This window comes from Kibdelosporangium banguiense (assembly GCF_017876405.1).
Lineage (GTDB): Bacteria > Actinomycetota > Actinomycetes > Mycobacteriales > Pseudonocardiaceae > Kibdelosporangium > Kibdelosporangium banguiense.
Genome location: NZ_JAGINW010000001.1, coordinates 10,829,950 through 10,849,402 on the forward strand (window position 1 = coordinate 10,829,950; position 19,453 = coordinate 10,849,402).

20 protein-coding genes and 2 pseudogenes are annotated in these 19,453 nt (G+C 66.1%); 15 read left to right on the forward strand and 7 right to left on the reverse strand.

Translation table 11 applies throughout. From position 1 onward, the window contains the following. Window positions 1-400: 400 nt before the first annotated feature. On the reverse strand, window positions 401-1,366 hold the full coding sequence (locus JOF56_RS48510) for a helix-turn-helix transcriptional regulator (RefSeq protein WP_209646239.1): 966 nt from the start codon (window positions 1,364-1,366) through the stop codon (window positions 401-403). Between the two features lie 69 nt (window positions 1,367-1,435). Here JOF56_RS48510 and JOF56_RS48515 point away from each other — a divergent pair, with 69 nt between their 5' ends. The 3 genes from JOF56_RS48515 (at window position 1,436) to JOF56_RS48525 (ending at window position 3,361) form a co-directional block, all read left to right on the forward strand. Then, window positions 1,436-2,137: an alpha/beta fold hydrolase gene (locus JOF56_RS48515; protein ID WP_245378718.1), complete on the forward strand. Its 702-nt coding sequence runs from the start codon at window positions 1,436-1,438 to the stop codon at window positions 2,135-2,137. 23 nt (window positions 2,138-2,160) lie between these two features. Further along, window positions 2,161-2,730 (forward strand): GNAT family N-acetyltransferase, encoded by a 570-nt coding sequence (locus JOF56_RS48520; protein ID WP_209646240.1) that lies wholly within the window; start codon window positions 2,161-2,163, stop codon window positions 2,728-2,730. A 247-nt stretch (window positions 2,731-2,977) separates the two neighbouring features. Beyond that, window positions 2,978-3,361: a hypothetical protein gene (locus JOF56_RS48525; protein WP_209646241.1), complete on the forward strand. Its 384-nt coding sequence runs from the start codon at window positions 2,978-2,980 to the stop codon at window positions 3,359-3,361. Between the two features lie 296 nt (window positions 3,362-3,657). On the opposite strand, the gene JOF56_RS48530 is transcribed toward JOF56_RS48525, so the two are convergent. Continuing rightward, window positions 3,658-3,864: a hypothetical protein gene (locus JOF56_RS48530; RefSeq protein WP_209646242.1), complete on the reverse strand. Its 207-nt coding sequence runs from the start codon at window positions 3,862-3,864 to the stop codon at window positions 3,658-3,660. Window positions 3,865-4,375: 511 nt separating this feature from the next. Between JOF56_RS48530 and JOF56_RS48535 the strand changes: the two genes are divergently transcribed. From JOF56_RS48535 to JOF56_RS48565, 7 genes are all read left to right on the forward strand, one after another. Next, window positions 4,376-5,323, forward strand: a complete 948-nt coding sequence (locus JOF56_RS48535; protein ID WP_209646243.1) for an alpha/beta hydrolase — start codon at window positions 4,376-4,378, stop codon at window positions 5,321-5,323. A 36-nt stretch (window positions 5,324-5,359) separates the two neighbouring features. Then, the gene (locus JOF56_RS48540) at window positions 5,360-5,974 is read left to right on the forward strand and encodes a TetR/AcrR family transcriptional regulator (RefSeq protein ID WP_209646244.1); all 615 of its coding nucleotides are present in this window, start codon (window positions 5,360-5,362) and stop codon (window positions 5,972-5,974) included. A gap of 290 nt (window positions 5,975-6,264) precedes the next feature. Further along, window positions 6,265-6,561: a hypothetical protein gene (locus JOF56_RS48545; protein ID WP_209646245.1), complete on the forward strand. Its 297-nt coding sequence runs from the start codon at window positions 6,265-6,267 to the stop codon at window positions 6,559-6,561. Then, window positions 6,558-7,385 (forward strand): NAD(P)H-binding protein, encoded by an 828-nt coding sequence (locus JOF56_RS48550; protein WP_209646246.1) that lies wholly within the window; start codon window positions 6,558-6,560, stop codon window positions 7,383-7,385. Before JOF56_RS48545 ends, JOF56_RS48550 begins: the two co-directional genes overlap by 4 nt. 469 nt (window positions 7,386-7,854) lie before the next feature. Beyond that, the gene (locus JOF56_RS48555; RefSeq protein WP_209646247.1) at window positions 7,855-8,925 is read left to right on the forward strand and encodes an alpha/beta hydrolase; all 1,071 of its coding nucleotides are present in this window, start codon (window positions 7,855-7,857) and stop codon (window positions 8,923-8,925) included. A 145-nt stretch (window positions 8,926-9,070) separates the two neighbouring features. Continuing rightward, on the forward strand, window positions 9,071-10,060 hold the full coding sequence (locus tag JOF56_RS48560; RefSeq protein ID WP_245378719.1) for an NADP-dependent oxidoreductase: 990 nt from the start codon (window positions 9,071-9,073) through the stop codon (window positions 10,058-10,060). A gap of 363 nt (window positions 10,061-10,423) precedes the next feature. Beyond that, window positions 10,424-11,029, forward strand: a complete 606-nt coding sequence (locus JOF56_RS48565; RefSeq protein ID WP_209646248.1) for a dihydrofolate reductase family protein — start codon at window positions 10,424-10,426, stop codon at window positions 11,027-11,029. 432 nt (window positions 11,030-11,461) lie between these two features. Here the strand turns inward: JOF56_RS48565 and JOF56_RS48570 are convergent, their stop codons facing one another. Next, window positions 11,462-12,178: a TetR/AcrR family transcriptional regulator gene (locus tag JOF56_RS48570; RefSeq protein ID WP_209646249.1), complete on the reverse strand. Its 717-nt coding sequence runs from the start codon at window positions 12,176-12,178 to the stop codon at window positions 11,462-11,464. A gap of 124 nt (window positions 12,179-12,302) precedes the next feature. Between JOF56_RS48570 and JOF56_RS48575 the strand changes: the two genes are divergently transcribed. From JOF56_RS48575 to JOF56_RS60985, 3 genes are all read left to right on the forward strand, one after another. Then, on the forward strand, window positions 12,303-13,142 hold the full coding sequence (locus tag JOF56_RS48575) for an NmrA family NAD(P)-binding protein (protein ID WP_307855606.1): 840 nt from the start codon (window positions 12,303-12,305) through the stop codon (window positions 13,140-13,142). Between the two features lie 176 nt (window positions 13,143-13,318). Then, complete coding sequence (locus tag JOF56_RS48580) at window positions 13,319-13,939, forward strand: SDR family NAD(P)-dependent oxidoreductase (RefSeq protein WP_209646251.1); 621 nt, start codon at window positions 13,319-13,321, stop codon at window positions 13,937-13,939. Window positions 13,940-13,974: 35 nt separating this feature from the next. Then, window positions 13,975-14,061, forward strand: coding sequence for a hypothetical protein (locus tag JOF56_RS60985; protein ID WP_372448405.1), 87 nt, complete (start codon window positions 13,975-13,977; stop codon window positions 14,059-14,061). Between the two features lie 373 nt (window positions 14,062-14,434). Here JOF56_RS60985 and JOF56_RS60990 read toward each other — a convergent pair. The 4 genes and pseudogenes from JOF56_RS60990 to JOF56_RS48600 all read right to left on the reverse strand — a co-directional run. Next, window positions 14,435-14,638, reverse strand: a pseudogene (locus JOF56_RS60990) (LuxR C-terminal-related transcriptional regulator); the annotation flags it as partial. Between the two features lie 652 nt (window positions 14,639-15,290). Beyond that, window positions 15,291-15,887 (reverse strand): annotated as a pseudogene (locus tag JOF56_RS61180) (ATP-binding protein); the annotation flags it as partial. 237 nt (window positions 15,888-16,124) lie between these two features. Beyond that, entirely contained in the window at window positions 16,125-16,994 is an 870-nt protein-coding gene (locus JOF56_RS48595) for a helix-turn-helix transcriptional regulator (protein WP_209646254.1), read from the reverse strand. Between the two features lie 40 nt (window positions 16,995-17,034). Further along, window positions 17,035-17,925, reverse strand: a complete 891-nt coding sequence (locus JOF56_RS48600; RefSeq protein ID WP_209646255.1) for an aldo/keto reductase — start codon at window positions 17,923-17,925, stop codon at window positions 17,035-17,037. Window positions 17,926-18,120: 195 nt separating this feature from the next. Here JOF56_RS48600 and JOF56_RS48605 point away from each other — a divergent pair, with 195 nt between their 5' ends. Both JOF56_RS48605 and JOF56_RS59065 read left to right on the forward strand, forming a co-directional pair. Then, on the forward strand, window positions 18,121-19,068 hold the full coding sequence (locus JOF56_RS48605) for an MFS transporter (RefSeq protein ID WP_307855607.1): 948 nt from the start codon (window positions 18,121-18,123) through the stop codon (window positions 19,066-19,068). Beyond that, entirely contained in the window at window positions 19,065-19,262 is a 198-nt protein-coding gene (locus JOF56_RS59065) for a hypothetical protein (protein WP_245378722.1), read from the forward strand. Before JOF56_RS48605 ends, JOF56_RS59065 begins: the two co-directional genes overlap by 4 nt. Window positions 19,263-19,453: the final 191 nt, after the last annotated feature.

The following is a 19,453-nucleotide window of genomic DNA, read 5'->3' on the forward strand; positions in this document are numbered from 1 at the left end:
ATGCCTGCTGTCCCGTCAGTGTTGGGTGGCTGCCCGTGAAGTCACACGCACAATGCCGTCTCCCTTCCGGCCGCACAGCAACCTGAACGGTCTCGTCCGTTGCGATTCACGGACGGGACCCGTTGCCGTGGAACGTCCTCTTCTGCCGCTGGTCGATTGTCGCGGCCTCGTATATCGAACTACGCCCGGGAACACTCCATCGGACGACTTCCGACCGCGCTACGTGGATCTCCTCAACGTCGGCAACACCTCACAGCGCGTCCGGCAGGGCTGGTGGTGTGCCAGGCACTTCGGCCGGCACGCGCGACTACTCGCCGCGTTTCACGCCCATGGCATCCCACCCGTCCGGGGTAGTGGTTCCGTTCCCGGCGCACCACTCGTGACATAGGCGCAGGTGTCCCTACACGTCCTCGGGTGCGAGGGCTGCGGCGAAGCGTGTCGCGACTGCGGCGACGGCCGCACGTAGCTCGTCTCCCCTGTCGACCCGGAAGTCGAATGGCACGCTCGCCAGCCATTCCTGTGCGTACATCGCTGGGTTGCTGGTGCTGCCGATGAGTACGCACCTGTTCCCCGCCGGTTCGAGGCGTCCCATGGGAGGCCGGATCCAGCGTTCCACTTCGGACAGCGGCGCGTCGAAGGTGACGCGGGTGGGGAATTCCCATCCTGCGCCGAGGTTTTCCTCCAGTGCGGCGACTGGGTCGAGGGTGTCGGGTGGCTCGAACTCGTGTGTGGTCTGCGCGACTGTGCGGACACGGTCGACTCGGTAGGTGCGGATCGCGTCCGCACGATGGGAGTAGCACAGCAGGTACCAGCGGCCGTGGCGGACCACGACGGCCCAGGGGTCCACCTCGGCCTCCCACTGGTTGCCGGTCTCGCTCCGGTAGGTGATCAGCACTCGGCAGTGGGCTGCGACGGCGCTGATGAGTGCGCTGGTGGTGGCGGGGTCCGGGTGGGCCGAATGCCTGTCGGGTGCGGCTGAGGCGTGGTCGCGCAGGGTGGCCGCCTGCCGTCCGACGTTCTCGGGCAGTGCCTGGACGACCTTGCCGAGGGCGGCACCGACGGGGTCGTCGACGTCCGTGGCGGCCGGCTGGCCGTTGAGCACCGCCATGACCAGTCCCAGTGCCTCGGCCTGGGTGAACACAATCGGCGGCAATCTCGTTCCCCGCCGCAGCCGGTACCCGCCATGCCGGCCGCGGGCCGACTCGACCTGGATCCCGGCCTCACGCAGGATCTCGACGTACCGGCGGGCGGCTCGTTCCGTGACACCCAGCCGCCGCGCGAGTTGGTCCGCGGTCGTGCCGGGGCGGGTCTGGAGGATCTCCAGGGCGCGCAGCGCCCGGGCGGTGGGGCTGGGATCTCGCGGCACTCGGGCAGACTAAGCGGGCGACTCGGAAACCGGAAGCACATTGTCCGGAATTGGCTCTAGGGTGCTGCGTTGACCGCACTGAGAAAGGAACTGATCATGGACATCGTGCTCGTCGCCGGCCTGTGGCTCGACGGGTCCGCCTGGGACGACGTAGCCTCCGAGCTCCGGTCGCTCGGCCCCCGCCCGGTGCCACTGACCTTGCCCAACCAGGCCTCAGCCACACTCGACGACCAGCTGACGGCTGTGCTCGACGCCGTGGACTCGGCCTCCGGCAATCCCATGGTGGTCGGGCACTCGGCCGCCGCTGCCCTGGCGTGGCTGGCCGCCGACGCGCGGCCGGCGGAGGTCGCCAAGACCGTCCTGATCGGTGGCTTCCCAGTCGCCGACGGCAAGCCCTACGCCGACTTCTTCCCGCTCCGCGACGGTGTCATGCCGTTCCCCGGCTGGGGCCCGTTCGAGGAATCGGACTCGGTGGACCTCGACGAGGCGGCGAAGCATGCCATCGAGGCGGCCGCGATCCCCGTGCCCGGGGACGTGGCCACGGGTGTCGTGCGACTGACCGACGAGCGGCGTTTCGACGTGCCGACGGTGGTCGTGTGCCCCGAGTTCACCTCGGCCCAGGCCAAGGAGTGGATCAACGCCGGTGACGTGGCCGAACTCGGGAAGGCCAGGCACCTCGACTTCGTCGACATCGACTCCGGCCACTGGCCCATGTACACCAGGCCTGCCGAACTGGCCCGGATCCTCGCCGCGGCGGCGGACGCAGCCTGACTCGCCAGCGAAAGGAGTCAAGTGTGTCGTACACGATCCAGCCTCTGAACGCCTCTACGTGGATTGCGTTCGCGGAGCTTGTCGAGCGCAATCACGGGATCTTCGGCGGCTGCTGGTGCATGGGCTACCACCCGGAACGCGGCCAGAAAGGCAGCGACAGCCGCCGTACGGTCAAGCACGACCGGGTCCGGACCGACCAGACGCATGCCGCGCTCGTGTTCGACGAAGACGGCCTCGTACAGGGATGGTGCCAGTACGGCAGCCCTGACGAACTGCCTGCCATCAAACACAAGCGCGAGTACGACAAGGACGCCCCACCACGTCCGGATTGGCGGATCACGTGCTTCTACGTCGATCCCAAACACCGCGGCCAGGGCATCGCACGAGCGGCACTCGAAGGCGCGCTGGGCCAGATCTCCCAGGCCGGTGGCGGTCTCGTCGAGGCCATCTCCGAGATGACCGCCGACCGTCAGGCGCCAGGCCGGTTCCTGTTCAGCGCGACCGTCGAACTCTTCGAGCAGTTCGGCTTCACCCGCAACCGGCAGGTCGGCAAGCACGCGTGGATCGTCAGCCGGGTGGTCGATCCGGCATGACCTCGCTTACTTGGCCGCACCCGATTCCAGGTTTCGCACCCTCATGCCGCTGATCGAGCATCAACGAATGATCATCGGCAACACCCTCTGCCGAAGAGAGAGCCCGCCGGTAGACGAGGTCTGATCGAGGTCATACCCGGCGACGCTGCGGCTTGTGGTCGGGTCAAGGATCGAACTAGGGGCTGTGTTCCAGTTCCCGCACGATCACAGACCCAACCAGGTACTTCTTCACGACGACGACTTCGTCATGTATGACGTCTGGTGGCTGCACCTTGATCGCTGGGGACTGGCTGGTCTTGACGCGATCAAGCGCCAGCACATCCGCTACTACGTCACCATTGTGTCCACATTGCTGGAGAAGGCGACACACCTGCGATCGGATCCGTTGTCGGCCGATGAGCTGAAGGCATCAGCGATCTACCTGTTGCCGTTGAGACCCGATGGAGGCACCAAGGCGGGAGTCCGAGCCACTGCGGACAACGGCTCCTGCTTCACGGCCGGAAACTGTTCCGCAAAGCCCAGGCCTCCCAGGCTAAGCACCTCAGTGATGCGATTCCGGCGCCAGGAGTGGGGATCTATCGGTCCGGACTGCAGCGAGGCCTCCCAGCGTTCTACCTCTGGGGAGCTGTGAGTCGAGTGCATGAACATGCCACAGCGCATCGGCGACAATGACGCCCTCTATGCCGCAATGAGCGCGTTCTGCCAACTGCGCGTGACTGGTAGCTGACGTCGGTTGGGTTGTGTACCAACAGGTCGTGCACCGACTGGAAGACGCTGTTGGTCGTATGAGCCATGTCGGTCCGCATGTCCAGTGCTGCCTTGCGGTGCGCGCCAGCGATCACGAGCACCGAGCCGGAAACAGTCAGGAACAGATCGATACTGAGAGACTCGTCGTCCAGATCTGCTTTCGAATGCGGGGCTTTGATCCTAAGTGGACGGCAGAGACGGTGTCCACCAGGGCTCAGCCCAACCGCGTGGCCAGGCCGCGCTGTCGGACATCTCGTTGAAGGCGCGTTTGGTCGCGGTGTGGACACGCTTGTGGTTCGTGTAGCCGACGGAGGCCAGTGCTTTCGTGGCGTCGAGCGGGTTTCCGTCGAGGACGTGGCGAACGCCGTCGCCGATCGCCGTGTGCACAGCAGGTGACGGCTGCGTATACCCAGGCTCCGCGGATATCCCAGCGCGAACTGACCGATGTCGGCCGACAGGTCGGTCTCGCCACCGCTATCGGGCGGCTCGGGTTTCTTGGTATCGCTGGACAGTAGGAGCAGGACAAGCGCTACGACGATGAGCGCCGCCACGATGCCGGTCGCCGACCACATGGTCGTGCGGTAGTGCATCACGAATTCGACACACCATCGTCGACAGCACCAACCCAAATAACGCGTCCTCGCCGCGCGCACGTCCCAACCGATCGCCGACCACTGTGGACCGATGGCGAACGCTCATGGCGCGAACACCACGACGACTGTTGCACACTCTGCAAGATGTGCGTACAGTGCAATTAATGCACATAGTGAACCAAGTGGTCGGCAATCGGGGTGAGACTTGAATGCGGTTCGTCACCGCTCGGCGACAGCACAGACCCGGCGAGTGAATGACTGGATTGCGACGCGGTGAACTGCCATGCATGGACGGATGATCCGAGATGAACGACACGACACCGACCACAAGACGTCAGCCTCCGAAGGCCGTCATCGTGATGCGAGCCGTCCCCGGAGCGGCGGCTGTCGTGATGACGATCGCCGTCGCCATCATTGCGTGGTCAGCGCTGGTAGCCAGCCATCCGGCGTATCCGGTGCTGCTCGGCGCAATCGGGATCGCCGGGGTCGTGCTGCTGGTGCGGTGCGTACGACCGAGAAGGACGGGACGACTGCGCACGGTTGGACGGATCGCGGGGGTGGTCATTCTCGTGTTGGTGCTTGCCGTGGTGGCCTATCTGCGGCCGTTCCCGGCCAATGACGCGGGAGTCGTCGCGGCAGCATCGACTGACACCGTCGAGGTCTCACAGCGATGGGACGCCTGGGAGCTACGCCCGCGCGGCAAGGCCAGCACTGTGGGCGTTGTCTTCCTTCCTGGGATGCTGGTCGATCCACGAGCCTACTTCCCACTACTCACGCCGCTTGTCGAGTGCGGGGCGCGCGTGGTCGTGCCCACCGCACCTCTCGGAATGGCCCTCAACGGCGCGCAGGCGACCGCGCAGGCCATCGAGGCTGCGCCGGACATCGGCACCTGGGTCGTAGGTGGGTACTCGATGGGTGGGAACGCGGCGGTTTCCGTCGCCGCTGACAACCCGGACATCGACGGTCTGCTGATCTGGGCGTCCTATCCGACCGTGGACATGTCAAAGTCCGACGTGGCAGTGATTTCGGTGTACGGCACCAACGACCCGTTCGCGAACACCGGGAACATCAATGACAGTCGAGCGTTGCTGCCCGCAGACACCCGGTACGTCGCGGTCGAGGGCGGTGTGCACGCGCACTTTGGCGACTACACGCAGCCCGATGACGGCGCGCCCGGCATCGACAGGGCGACCGCGGAACGTCAGATCATGGAGGCGACAGTGTCGTTCGTGGAGTCTCTCAGACAGGATTGAACGACCGAATTCTGTAACTGGTGGAGGGACTTACCCATGACTGGCGGTGATCTTCGTGCGGCGCGTCGTCGCGCGACAACGCTGAACATCGAGACCATCGCGGTCGAACTGGCGTTGGAGATGGGCAGCGACGCGGTGACGGTGGAGGCGATCTGTGAGCGGGCGCTGATTTCACCGCGGACGTTCTACAACTACTTCACCAGCCGGGACGCGGCGCTGATCGGCGAAGGATGGCCGCAGCCGTCCCCGGAGTCGGTCGCTCGGTTCCTGGCCGGCGGCACCGACGGGCTTCTGTCCGATCTGGTCGAACTGTGCGCGGGAACCGGCCCGAAGACGGAGGCTGAACGTGTGTTGCTCGAGCGTCGGATGAAGCTGATCGAGCAAGAACCGGCATGGGCTGAAAAGTCAATGGCGAACTTCGGCGAAGCCCTGGACATGATGGCGAACATTGTCCTCTCCCGTCTTGAGACGGCCGGGCGCTCGGTCGAGGACGAGCCTGATCTCTACGAGGTGGCGAAGCTGTCGGTCATGCTTACCGGTGCCGTGTTGCACACCACGACTCATGGGAACCCGATGGTGGGTGAAGTCGATCGAGAGGAAATGAACCGCGTCGTCGATCTGGCGCGGCGAACGATGAAGGGGATGCTGTGACAACCGAACGGACAATCCTTGCGGTGCGCAGTGTCCATTGGTCCCACCGGCGTGGTCCAGCGCATGACGGGTCCGCCAAGCCTTGTGCCCCATGCGGTTCTCGCCGATCCGCTCTTCGACGCGCAGAGCACCGGATTGTCCGAAGTGGAGGGATCGGTACGTTACAGGCAAGCGCCTGAGTCGATGACGACGCAACGGAAGAAGAGGTCATCGAGGTCCGCGATCGCCTGACCGATGCGGGCTTCGCGTCGACCACCGTGGCTGACTGCTCGCGGCCGGGTTCGGCAATCGTGAACACACTGCTGATGTCGGTTCAGGAATGCGCCCGCGAGACTGACCTTCCCGGACTCATTCTGATCGCCTTCGACCTCGCCGCGATCGCAATGATCGTGTTCTCGGTCGTCCCAATCGCCTTCGCCGCCGGAACCTTGCCCGCAGCACACGTGGCGCGCGCCGACCGGTGCGACATCACTTCGTCACGAATGACCGACGTGACGAGCACCCCAGAAAGCGGTGGTGCGCCCCTGGCGGGTCAGGGTCCATGCCACAAGCGCAGTGCTCGACTTAAAACAAAGGAGAACATATGAACACGCAAGCCCCGATTGCTCTGGTCACCGGCGGAACCGGTACCACCGGCAGCAGAGTCGTCGAACGACTCACCAAGGCGGGCGTGCCGGTTCGGGTCGGCTCGCGCCGCAGTGAGCCGTCCTTTTCCTGGGAGGACCCGTCGACCTGGGGGGCGATGTTCGAAGGCGCCGACCGCACCTACATCGTGCACCCGGTCCTGATGACGCCGGAGGCGGCGGAGCAGATCGGAGACTTCTCCCGTGCTGCCGTCGCTGCGGGGGTCAGACGGCTGGTGCTGCTGAGCGGGCATGGCGCCGACGAAATCGTTGCCCCCGCAGAGAACGCGGTCAAGGAGTCGGGCGCGAAATGGACCCTCGTTCGCCCGAGTTGGTTCAACCAGGACTTTGAGACCAACTCTATGCTGGGCTTTCGTGAAGACATCAGGTCCGGCACCTTCGCTCAGCCGGTCGGTCACGCGCGATTTGGGTTCGTCGACGCCGATGACATCGCAGACGTGGTCGTCGCCGCACTCACCGAGGCCGGGCACGAGGGCAAGTCCTACGACCTGACCGGACCGCGAGTGCTGAGCTTCGGCGACGTGATGGCAGAGATTTCCCGAGCGACGGGCCGGACCATCACCTACGCTCCGCTCACTGGCGCCGAGTACCGCGAGAAGCTCATCGCGCAAGGCGTCCCGGAGGACGAGGCGGACTTGATGATCATGGAGACGCCTCACGCGGACGAGGAGCTCGGAGATGGCGTCCGGGAAGCACTTGGCCGGGCACCCAAGGACTTCACCGTCTACGCCCGCGAGACCGCCGCAACGGGAATCTGGGACGTCTGATCAACGTCCCTGGCATCGCGTGGAAAGGCGGTAGTACTCGCCCTCGTTGTCCTGGTCGGCCGCGAAACGAGTGGCTGTCAGGCGGGCCGTGAGGTCGTCCAGGACGTCCTGCTCGATGTCGATGGTGAACCGCTCCGGGGAATGGCCGTTGTTGTTGCCCCGGGAAACTCATCGCTTTCTGGCACAGACGTGCCGGGCGGGCCGGACGACTCAGCCGACGGGAGGACACGGGGCGCTGAGGCAGGGCGTCCATGCCCACCACAGATGACTGTACGGTGTAATGCTTCTGCCTGGACGGCTAAAACTGCACGCCGTATAGGGAATGAAGTGTCAAGGGAACCAGGCGTCGAGGCCGGCTGATGCCCAACCTCCCCATTGCGGTGGGGAGGCATTCGGCAACGCAGCACGGCCTGGTCTCCCGGTGTCAGAACCCGATTCAGCACAACGCCTAATTACTGAGGAGGACGCCATGTTGAAACTCCGTACTGGCACGGCCGCGCTGGCCCTCGCAGCGCTGGCCGTGACCGTCGTGGCCACCACGCCGGCCTCGGCCGCTCCGGCGAAAGCCGCTCCGGCGCAATGCGAGGAGGTTAGGCTCCCGGTGTCGATGACGACGGGTGAACCGGCCAACCAGCGCCTCACTGGCACCTTGTGCGTACCGTCCCGCAAGCCCGTGACCACCGTGCAGGTCCTGGTTCCTGGCGGCACCTACGATCAGAGGTACTGGTCGATGGCTCCCGCGCCGGGTGTGCCTTCCTATGTCGAGTCCATGACCCGAGCCGGGATTGCGACCCTGGCGATCGACCGGCTGGGCACCGGGCGAAGCTCGCAGCCGCCGAGTGCCGAGTTCCGTCCCGACACCCACACCGAGAGCGTCCACCAGGTGCTCCAAAAACTGCGTGCCGGCCAGATCGACGACCGCCGCTTCAAGCGAGTCGTCCTCGTCGGCCACTCGTTCGGTTCGGCTATTGCCACCGACATCGCCGTCAAGTACCCGCGCGACATCGATGGCGTCGTGCTCACGGGAATCGCGACCAAGCAGAACGAAGCGGCAATGCGCGCGCAGGAGCGCGACATGCACCGCGCCAATCAGGATCCGCGCTTCGCGCACCTCGGGCTGGACGACGGCTACATCACCACCAAGCCCGGCACCCGCGCCGACTGGTTCTACTACCGGCCCACGATGCTTCCGGCCACCGTCGCCCTGGACGAAACAGCGGCACAGCCGGACGTCATGACGCTGGGCAGTGCGCCATCCACGTCCGAGACATCTCAGGCGTCCGATATCTACCGACACATCAAGGACCCGGTCTTGATCGCAGTCGGCGAGCAAGACCGGGTGGTGTGCGGCGGCACCGGCTCCGACTGCTCCAGCTCCGCCGCCCTGCAGGCTCAGGAAGCTCCCCAGTTCCCGCCGTCCGCACGCATGCGGGCCGTGGTGATCCCCGCGGCCGGGCACTCCATCAACCAGCAGCTGACCGCTCCTGTCCTCTTCTCGGCGGTCCAGGCCTGGTCAGCTCGATACGTCGGGCCCCGCTGACCTGACCTGTCCGGGAACAGCTTCGGCGACCTCGTGGTGGTGCATGCCCGTGACGTGCGGCGTCAACGCCTTGACGCGGCGTTCGCGACGCGCATGTAAGACCCGACCCGATCCCGGGTGAGTATCACTCAGAACGGACAAACGTATGGATGACGCGACAACTGGTTCCAGTACGCCGATGATGACCGCCGTGCAGCAGGAGGTGCTGGGGTCGGTCGACGTCCTGCATCAGGTTCAGGTGCCCCGTCCGGTTCCTGGGCCTGGCGAGGTTCTCATCGCCGTTCACGCTGCCGGGATCAACCCCACAGACTGGGGACATCGCTACGGGAACATGTTCCTCAACCACATGCCCCGAATCCTCGGGTGGGACGTCTCCGGTGTGATCGAGGAAGTCGGGCTCGGGGTCGCGGTCCACGAACCTGGCGATGAGGTGTTCGGGATGCTGCCGTATCCGAAGGGTGTGGGGTCGCACGCGGAGTACGTGGTCGGGCCGGCCAGAGCGTTCGTGGCGAAACCGCCGGGGATCGATCACGTCCAGGCGGGCGCTCTGCCTCTGGTGGCACTGACGGCGTTCCAGGCGCTCGTCGACACGGCGAAGATCCAGCCGGGGCAGCGTGTACTGATTCACGCCGCGGCGGGCGGTGTCGGCCATGTCGCCGTCCAGATCGCGAAGGCTCGCGGCGCGTACGTGATCGGAACCGCCAGCGCCGGTAAGCATGACCTGCTCCGCACCCTCGGGGCAGATGAGCTGATCGATTACCACGAGACCGACTTCACCACCGTAGTAGCGCCCGTTGATGTCGTCCTGGACACCCTCTCGGGCGAGGTCACGCGACGATCGCTGTCCATCATCAAGCCCGGCGGAACACTCATCTCCCTGTTGGGCGGAGCCAGCGAGGAAGACCTCGAGTACGCGAGGCAACACCAGGTGTCCGTGAAGACGGTGCTGGTGGAAGCCGATCACGCATCCATGCTCGCCATCTCATGCATGGTGCAGGACGGGCAGCTCCAGTCCGTCATCGCGGCAACCTTCCCGCTGCGTGACGCTGCCCAAGCACACCTGCTCGGCGAAGAAGGCCGGACCACCGGAAAGATCGTCCTGACCATGAAGGAGGACTCCGCTCCATCGCATTGACGCGCCCGGCTTGTTCAATAGATTCGGAAGTGCGTCGCCATCGGCGCCGAGCGGCGGAGCCGGGAGCGCCTGCTTCCCGCGGCTCCTGCCATCGGAACGACCCTTACGTGTGGGGCGCCTGTTGCCGGTCCGGATTTGAGACCTGAAAGTGCCGCAAACCTACCGTGCGCCGCCAATCTTGATGAACAGGACGTGCTAGAAGGAAGCCGAAAATTAAACGCCGTATAGTAACTGTGCGCCGTTAATGGCCGGTTTGCGTGGGTTTGGTCCATATCTGGCCCTGTCGATGCGGCACGGCTGTACGGCTTCGTCCGGCATGACAGTGGACTATCCCGCCCCAGAGTGAAGAAAGATGGAGACTTGATGAGGCCCTACGTGACCTGCCACATGTTGAGTTCTGTGGATGGACGAGTGGACGTCGGTCGCTATAGCCGCCATCACGAAGGCTGGGATTTCGAGCGCTCGAACGCCGTCTACGGCGAGCTGGCGGCACTGCTCGGTGGCGAAGCTGCCGCCATCGGTAGCACGACGGCGATCGAGCTGCTCGGAGGCGCCGAATTCACCCACACAGGCCCCATTACCAGCACTACCGAAACACACCATGCTCCCCGCAAAGCCGAGCAGCTGATGGTCGTCTTCGATTCCGCGGGCCGCACCCAATACCCAACGACCGAGGCCACCGGCATGGACTTCCTCGCTGTGGTGGGGCCTCATGTCTCCGAGCGCTACCTGGAGCATCTGCGCGACGCTGGCGTGTCCTGCGTGTTCGCCGGACAGGACGGTCGCGATATCGCCGCAGCCTTGCAGACGCTGTCCGAGGACTTCGGCGTCACCCGCCTCACCCTGATGGGCGGCTCGACCATCAACGGCGTCTTCCTGCGAGACGGCTTGCTCGACGAGCTCAGCATCTTGCTCTACCCGGGTGGACGGACCAGCGAACGTGCCGGCAATCATCGATGCTCCCGGTGACGCGGATTCCCGCCCGGCAGAGAACCAGACGCTGGAACTGATAACGGCTGAGCCTCGCGAGGGCGGCCTTGTCTGACTGCGGTACCGAGTTCACCAGCACTGAAACAGCGCCACGGAGCACTCCGACAATCTGCACGATTGCTCCGCCGGGCGATCACGAGGACGCTCAGAGGATACGGAAGTGAGGGCGGACCGCGATGTCCGCTCCCACTTCTGCTGTCTCCCGCTCGCCCGGGCCGCCCCCAGCCTTTTCCTTGCCGCGGTGGGGATGGGGAGCAACGCGCCGGGCAACTGCGTGCGTTTATGCCGGTGATCGGCGCTTGCGAGCAGTCATACGTGTGACACATTGTCCTGCTCCGGGGCGGGGCGAATGCCGCACAGGAGCGCAGGACGGGCCGAGCGGCGAGGGGCGCCTGGCTCGAGCGCGGGCTGTCAGCCCGGTGCAGGAAGACCCAACGACCTGACGAGCTGGATGAGTTCTTCCCGGAAGAGCTTGTCCATGGTCTTCGTGCCGCCGCGCAGGTGTCCGTGGATCTCGAGAATCACCAAGCCGTGCAGGTGGCCCCAGATGCGCAGCGCGAGCGCGACCGCGGCTGGCGGCAGGCCGGGAAGGTGGGGGCGGACTTCGTCCAGGAGGGCGGGGTCGAAGTCGGACCATTGGAAGTCGCTGTCGGCGTAGAGGTGTTCGGCGTTCGGCCAGGCGGCAGCGGCCAGTTCGGTCAAGCTCTTGCAGAACCGCAGTTCGGCCTCGGGGGCGGCACCGCCCGCCGGGGGAACGTAGCCGGGAACGGCGTCGCCATAGACGAGCCGGAAGCCTTCGATGTTGGCGAACACCCAACTGCGGTAGGCATGGCCCCACGCCTGGATACGCCGACCAGGGTCCGTGACGGGGACAGACGCGACAGCCGCTTCGACTGCGTCGGCCAGTGAGGTGTAGACGTCGTTGACCAGGGTCGTGACCAGGTCGTCTCGGGTGGCGAAATAGCCGTAGATGGCGTTGGGCGTCATGCCCATCTGCCGAGCGATGGCGCGCAGCGTGATCGCCCCAGGGCCGCCTGAGGCCATCAGCTGCAGCGCCACCTGCTTGATCTCGGCTGTCGTCTCCAAACGCAGCCGTTCTCGTCGCGTGATGGTCCCAGTCTCTGCCATACCCCCACTCTACACCGTTATCCAACCTATTTGCCGATACTTAACTTCACGCCGTATAGTCTTAATATGCCGTCCAGTGAACGGTCATGACCAGCACGTTTGTATCCCGTCAGTGAGGAGAGTTGTGTCCACGCCATCCACCCAACCCCGTCCTTTCGCCCTCGTAATCGGTGGCACTGGCAAGACCGGCCGCCGGGTCGTCGAACGGCTCACAGCTCTCGGCCACCCCGTACGCATCGGCGCCCTCGACAGCGAACCTGCCTTCTTGTGGGAGGACGCTCGCACCTGGCAGGCCGTCCTCGACGGCGTCGACCGGGTCTACATCACCCACCCCAACATCACGCTGCCCGGCGCCGCCCAGCAGGTCGAAGCCTTCTCCCAGGCGGCAGTGGCCGCCGGTGTGCAGCGGCTGGTCCTGCTCTCCGGCCGCGGCGATGCGCTCGCCGCGGCCTTGGAGGAGGGCGTGAAGAACTCCGGCGCCGACTGGACGATCGTCCGGCCGAGCTGGTTCAGCCAGAACTTCAGCGAGGGCTTCTTCCTCCAGGCCGTGCCGGCCGGCGAGATCGCCCTCCCCCTGCCTGAGGCCCGCGAGGCGTTCATCGACGTCGACGACATCGCCGACGTCGTGGTCGCCGCCCTCACCGACGACCGGCTCACCGGCCGCATCTACGAGCTGTCCGGCCCCCGTCTGCTCAGCTTCACCGACGTAGCTGAGGAACTGTCCAAGGCCACCAGCCGCGAGATCACCTACACCCCGCTCACCGTCGAGCAATTCCCTGTGACGCTGCGCGAAAGCGGCTTCCCGGACGACTTCGCCGACGCGTTCGCGCACGGCTTCACCGACAGCATGGACGGCCACAACGCCCACCTCGTCCACGGCGTCGAAGAAGCCCTCGGCCGCAAACCCAAGGACTTCTCCGACTACGCACGACAGGCCGCCGCCACCGGCGTCTGGAACAGGTAACCGTTCCTGACCACCAGCGTGTCGGGCAACAGCCAGGGAGGTGCCTAACCCGTACGGGCACCGTCTGGCCGATGACGCTCGAAGCAGGGCCCGGCAAGGCGGCGCTTCTGCTGACTTACCTCCACGAACCAGTTGATTCAACTCGATGAATCGACGACCAACAGAAAGGGATAACCATGTCTGGCCTGCAGGACAAAGTAGTGATAGTGACGGGCGGCGCCCGCGGAATCGGAGCAGCCACAGCCGCCCGCATGGCCCGCGACGGAGCACAGGTCGTGGTCACCGACCTGCTCGACGAGCAGGGCACCAAGACCGCCGCCGACATCGACGGCCTGTTCCTCCACCACGACGTCACCAGCGAAGACGACTGGAAGAGCGTGGTGGACGCGACCGTCGAACGCTACGGCCGGGTGGACGGCCTGGTCAACAACGCCGGCATCGCCACCGGAGCACCGGGAACACCGATCGAGAACGAGACACTGGAATCCTTCGAAAGGTCGCTCAAGGTCAACCTGAGCGGTGTCTTCCTCGGCCTGAAGACGGTCATCGAACCGATGAAGGCCACCGGCGGCGGCTCGATCGTCAACGTCGCCTCCGTCCCCGGCCTGTCCGGGTTTCCCGGTGTCTCCGGATACGGGGCATCCAAGTGGGGCGTGCGCGGCCTCACCAAGATCGCCGCCACGGAGTTCGGGCCCCACAAGGTCCGGGTCAACGCGGTCAACCCCGGCGCGACCCTCACCCCCATGAACGAGTGCCACGTCCAGCCCGGCGAAGGCAACTTCCCCCGGCCCCGCTAGGCAGGATCGGCGTCCCGGAGGAGATCGCCGAAGCGGTGTCCTTCCTGATCTCCGATGCGGCCTCGTACACGACCGGCGCGGAGATCACGGTCGACGGCGGCTGGACAGCCGGCCTCCGCTGACACAGCATCCCGACGTCCGGGTGCTGCAGACTTGCCTCTCTGACCGCCTGCGCGCCCGTCATCGTCGCCACGACCTCGATACCCCGGCGGCGTCCAGAATGAGACGAAACCCCGAGAGCACCAGTTCGTCGTCGACGACGACGAACACGCGAACTATGCGTCCAGTCTCGGCGAGATCAGGCCCGCCATGCCATCCGGGGTGGGCGAGCCGCCCGCCCCGGATGGCTGGAGATCTCCCTGGCCGGTCACGACTTGCCTTCTGGCGCCCACCTGGCGATCAGATCTCCGTCGTTGACCAGCTCGTGCCCGGCGGCGAGGATCAGCTTGCCGCACAGCGCGTTGACCAATAGTTCGCGCAGGCCCTCGCGTCGCGTCAGGTCTCGTGATCGCCGAAGCGTTGTGCCACGACCCAGGCGGCCACTTGAGCCCGATTACTGAAACCCAGCTTGGTCAGGATGCGCTCGACATGGCCTTCCGCGGTGCGCTGGGCGATGACCAGCGTGGTGGCGATGTCCTTGTTGGTCAGCCCCTGTGCGATCAGGCCGGCGACCTGTCGTTCGCGGCGGGTCAGCGGCATGGCGGCGGCCGGGGACGGTGGTGCGGGCTGGCGCTCGCTCGCCGGCGAGCCCGGTGGCCGCCCCGAGCGAGGTCAGCATGTTCATCTGCACGTCCAGGTCGGGCTCCGGCTGTGTGGACAGGATCGTGCGGGCCCGTTCCAGGGTTTCGATCGCGCGGGGCAGGTCGTTGGCAAGCAGCGCACTAATGCCCCGAAGGTAGGCGGAGTAGCCGATCTCGGTGCTGTCATCCAGGTACAGGGCGAGATCCTCGCCCTGGTCCAGCAGCCGCGCCCCGGTATCGGCGTCCCTTTGCGCGAGCGCCAACTGGCTGTTGACCAGCAGTGCTCGGGCGTGCAGCGCGCTGGCACCCGTGGCCTGGGCGAGTGCCCGGTCGAGCCACCGCCGGCCCTCGCCGAACAGGCCCCGGGTCCACCAGTAGTGCAGGGGCAGGGTCGCCACGATACGCAGCGCGTCCTCGGCCTCGCCGGACTCGGCCAGGCAGTACTCCACGGCGGCGCGCAGGTTGGGGTGCTCACGGCCGAGCCGGGCCAGCCAGTAGGCCTGCCGGTCACTGACCCACTCGCCACGGGCGCGGGTCACCAGTTGCTGGTGCCAGTCGCGGTGCCGCTGCCGCAGCAGCGATTGCTCCCCGTCCTCGATGAGTTTTTCCTGGCCGTAGCCGCAGATGGTCTCCAACATCCGGTACCGGGCCGACCCATCGCCCTGGTCGGCCCGGATCAGGATCGACTTTTCGAGCAAGCCGGTCACCAGGTCGAGCATGTCCGTATCGGGCAGCCGGTCGTCGGCGCAGACGCCCTCGACGGCGTCCAGCTCGAACCCGCCCACGAACACCGACAACCGCGCCCACAACACCCGCTCCGGCTTGGCACACAGCTCGAACGACCAATCCACACACGCCCGCAGCGTCCGCTGCCGCCGTGGCGCGTCGCGCCGGGCCCGGCTCAGCAGCGAGAACCGATCGGCCACGGCGATGTAATTGTCGGCGGTAAGACCGAAACCGGGCACCGCCACCTCGGCGCGAGCCAGAAACAGCGCCACCGACTCACACCGGCTCACCTCGACGAGGCTGGACAGGTGGCGTGGGTTCGGGGCCGGTAACGGCGGCACGAGATAGACCGTCTCCCCTCTGATGGTCAGTGGTTCACGGCTGGTCAGGAGCACCCTCAGTCGTGGGCATGTGCGCAGCAGCGCGGCGGTCAGGATCGCGCACGCCGGCAACAGATGCTCGCAGTTGTCCAGGATGAGCATCAGCCGCCGACCAGCCAGCTGCTCGGCCAGCGTCCGCAGCGACGCCCCGCCGCCGTGGTCCCGCAATCCGAGCGCGGCCGCGACCAGATCGACACGACCCGACGCCGACAGCGTCTCGGCGGACTACTCAACGAATACCGACCCGCCGCATGAAAACCCAGGCCAGAACCGGTAACCAAGTTTCCGACCAGGACGGGCCAAACCCTTCGGGAGTAGTAGAAGACGGTTTCGCGAGTTTCAGTCGTGGGTGTCGGCGTGGGTGTGCTCGGCGGTCCAACTGGCGAGTAGCCGTAGGGCGTCGGCGGTGGGGGAGCCGGGTTCCGCGCCGTAGACGACGAGGCTTTGTCCGGGGTCTGCCGGGAGTTCGAGAACTTCGTAGGTGAGAGTGAGGTCGCCGACCACAGGGTGGTGGAGGCGTTTGTAGCCGGTGTCGTGGTAGCGGACGTCGTGGGCCCGCCACAGGGTGCGGAATTCCTTGCTGTCCCGGTTGAGGTCGTCGATGAGGTGGGATACCCGCTCATCGTGGGGGTTGCGTCCCTGATGCGCGCGCAGGCTCGCCACCGCGTCGGCGGCGTTGTCTTCCCATTCCGGGAAGAACTCCCGCGCACGGGGGTTCAGGAACAGGAACCGGGCGGTGTTGGGCGTCGCGGTTTCCTCGCCGTCGTAGAGGGGCGAGTATGTCGCCCGACCGAGCGCGTTCGCAGCGAGCACGTCACCGGTTTGGGTGGTGACGAACGCAGGCGCGTCCACGATCGCGTCGATGACGCGCCGTACGGCAGGGCGGGCGACGTACGGGGTCGATCGGGTGCCGCCGGGCCGGATGGTCGCGGTCACGCCGGCAAGGTGGAACAGGTGATCACGCTCGGCAGGGGTGAATTGCAACGCACGGGCGACCGCGTTCAACACACCTTCGGAGACCGCGCCAATAATGCCGCGTTCGAGTTTGATGTAGTAGTCGACGCTGACCCCGGCCAGCATCGCCACTTCCTCCCGCCGCAGCCCCGCAACACGCCGGTTGCCGCCCCAGGCAGGCAGCTTCGCCTGCTCCGGCGTGATCCTGGCACGCCGGCCAATCAGGAACTCCCGCAAGTTCCCTCGGTTGTCCATAGCTGGCAATCTACGTCCGCTCCCAACAGCCCGCCCGAGATCACGCCTCGGGAATGATGAAATGCCCGTGCGACTCGAGCGTGATCGTCTCGGGAGCAGGCCCGCGCCGCACACCCTCATCGAGAGCATCGATCCGGGCCAGCTCGTCAGCGGTGAGCTCGAAGTCGAACACGGCGAAGTTCTCCGCGATCCTTTCCGGACGGACCGACTTCGGAATCGCGGATCGGCCGTGCTGGACGTGCCAGCGCAACATCACCTGCGCCGGGGTCTTTCCATGCGCGGCAGCGATCGCCTTGATCGTGACGTCCTCGAGAGTGCTTGCACCGCCCTCACTCCCCCAGTAGAACGTGATCCCCCCGATCGGGGACCAGGCCTGGCTGAGGATGCCGTGCTCGGCGTGCAACGCCAGCAGGTCCTTCTGCTGGAAATAGGGGTGGATCTCGATCTGATGCACCGCCGGAACGACCGTCGCGACATCCAACAACCGACTCAGCTCCTCGACGGTGAAGTTGCTGACACCGATCGCGCGGACCTTGCCCTCAGCGTGCAGGGTCTCCAGCGCACGGTAGGCGGCCACGGTCCGGTCGAACGCGGTCGGCAACGGCTGGTGCAGGATGAACATGTCCAGCCGGTCCACACCCAGCTTGCGGGCGGACTTGTCGAACGCGTGCAGGGTCTCCTCGTAGCCGTAATCGGTGATCCACGCCTTGCTCTCGATGAACAACTCGTCACGCGGGATCCCGGAGTCGGCGATCGCCTGCCCGACCTCGCGTTCGTTGAAGTACCCGGCGGCGGTGTCGATGTGCCGGTACCCGACCCGCAACGCCTCCGCGACAGCAGCAACGGTCTGTTCCGGCTCGGACTGAAACACCCCCAGCCCGATCACGGGCAGCACGACTCCATTGTTCAACGTCAGCATCGTCACGCTCATACCTCACAGCGTGCAGAACCAGCGCCGATGCAGGGAGGCTCTCTCAGTCCCTGTCTCACCCGGACGCGATGACGTCTGATGGATACGTCTGACCTTTGTGGTGCGCATGCAGGACTGTCCACTTCGGTGCCTTCTCTGCGGCCGCTTTCCTTCTCTGCGCGCGCCCACGACCCACTGGCCCCTGTTGGAGATCTTGTGAACGCTACGCCACCCGCCCTGGCCGGACCCCGTCAATGGGGAGCGCTGGTCGTGCTCACCCTCGCGGTCACGCTGCTGGCGGTGGACGGCACCGTTCTGGCCCTGGCGATCCCGTCGCCGACCGAGAGTCTGAACCCGTCCGGGACGCAGCTGCTGTGGATCGGTGACGCCTATGCCTTCGCCCTGGCGGGGCTGCTGGTCACGATGGGCAACCTCGCCGACCGGATCGGGCGCAAGAGACTGCTGCTGATCGGATCGGTGGGGTTCGGGGTGTCGTCGGCGATCGCGGCGTTCGCGCCGACACCGGAGCTGCTGATCGCCGCCCGCGCGCTGCTGGGCATCAGCGGCGCCACCATCATGCCCTCCACGCTGTCGCTGATCCGGGCCACCTTCCTGGATCAGCGGCAACGCACCCGGGCCATCGCGATCTGGTCCGCCGGCGCCACCGGCGGAGGCGCGATCGGTCCCCTCGTCGGCGGGGCGCTGCTGGAACACTCCTGGTGGGGCTCGGTGTTCCTGATCAACATCCCCGTCATGGTCGTTGTCGTCGCGCTCGGCGTTCCGCTGCTGACCGAGTACCGCAACCCGGCACGGGCACCGATCGACCTGCGCTCAGCGCTGGTGTCGTTCCTGGCCATCGTGCCGTTGGTGTACGCCATCAAGACCGTCGCCGCGGACGGGATGAACCTCGCGGTGGTAGGCGCCGCCCTGTTCGGGCTCGCCGCCGGGATGGTGTTCGTCATCCGGCAGCGACCGCCGCCACCGACACCATCGTCACCGTCGTGCCCCGCGAACGCGCCGGCGCGGCCGCGTCGATCAGCGAAACCGGCTACGAACTGGGCATCGCTCTCGGTATCGCCGTGCTCGGGTCGCTGCAGAACGCCCTCTACTCCGCGCACCTGCGACTCCCCGACGACCTGCCCAGCGACATCCGGGGACCGGTGACCGAATCACTCGCCGCCGCGACCCACGCCCTGAAGGACCGGTTCCCCGAGCTGCTCCAGCACGCACAGCATGCTTTCACCAGCGCCATGCAGGTCACCGCCCTCACCGCCGCCGCCCTCACCGCCATCGCCGGACTGATCGCGTTCAAAGTGATCCCCGCCGCGAAGGACCAACTGCAGGAAGCCGACCACTGACCCCACCAGCCCCAGGCGTCCTGCGCGTGCTGACGTTCCTGTTTGGGTTGGAGAAAGCCTGGCTGGTGGGGCCGCACACCGACCGGTGCGGCCACCAGCTCTTACGCTGAACGCATTGTCGTCGGAGCGCCCGGAACGCGTCCTCCCAGGCGCACACGCCGCACCTTGGCCGGCATTCACACCTGCAGCGA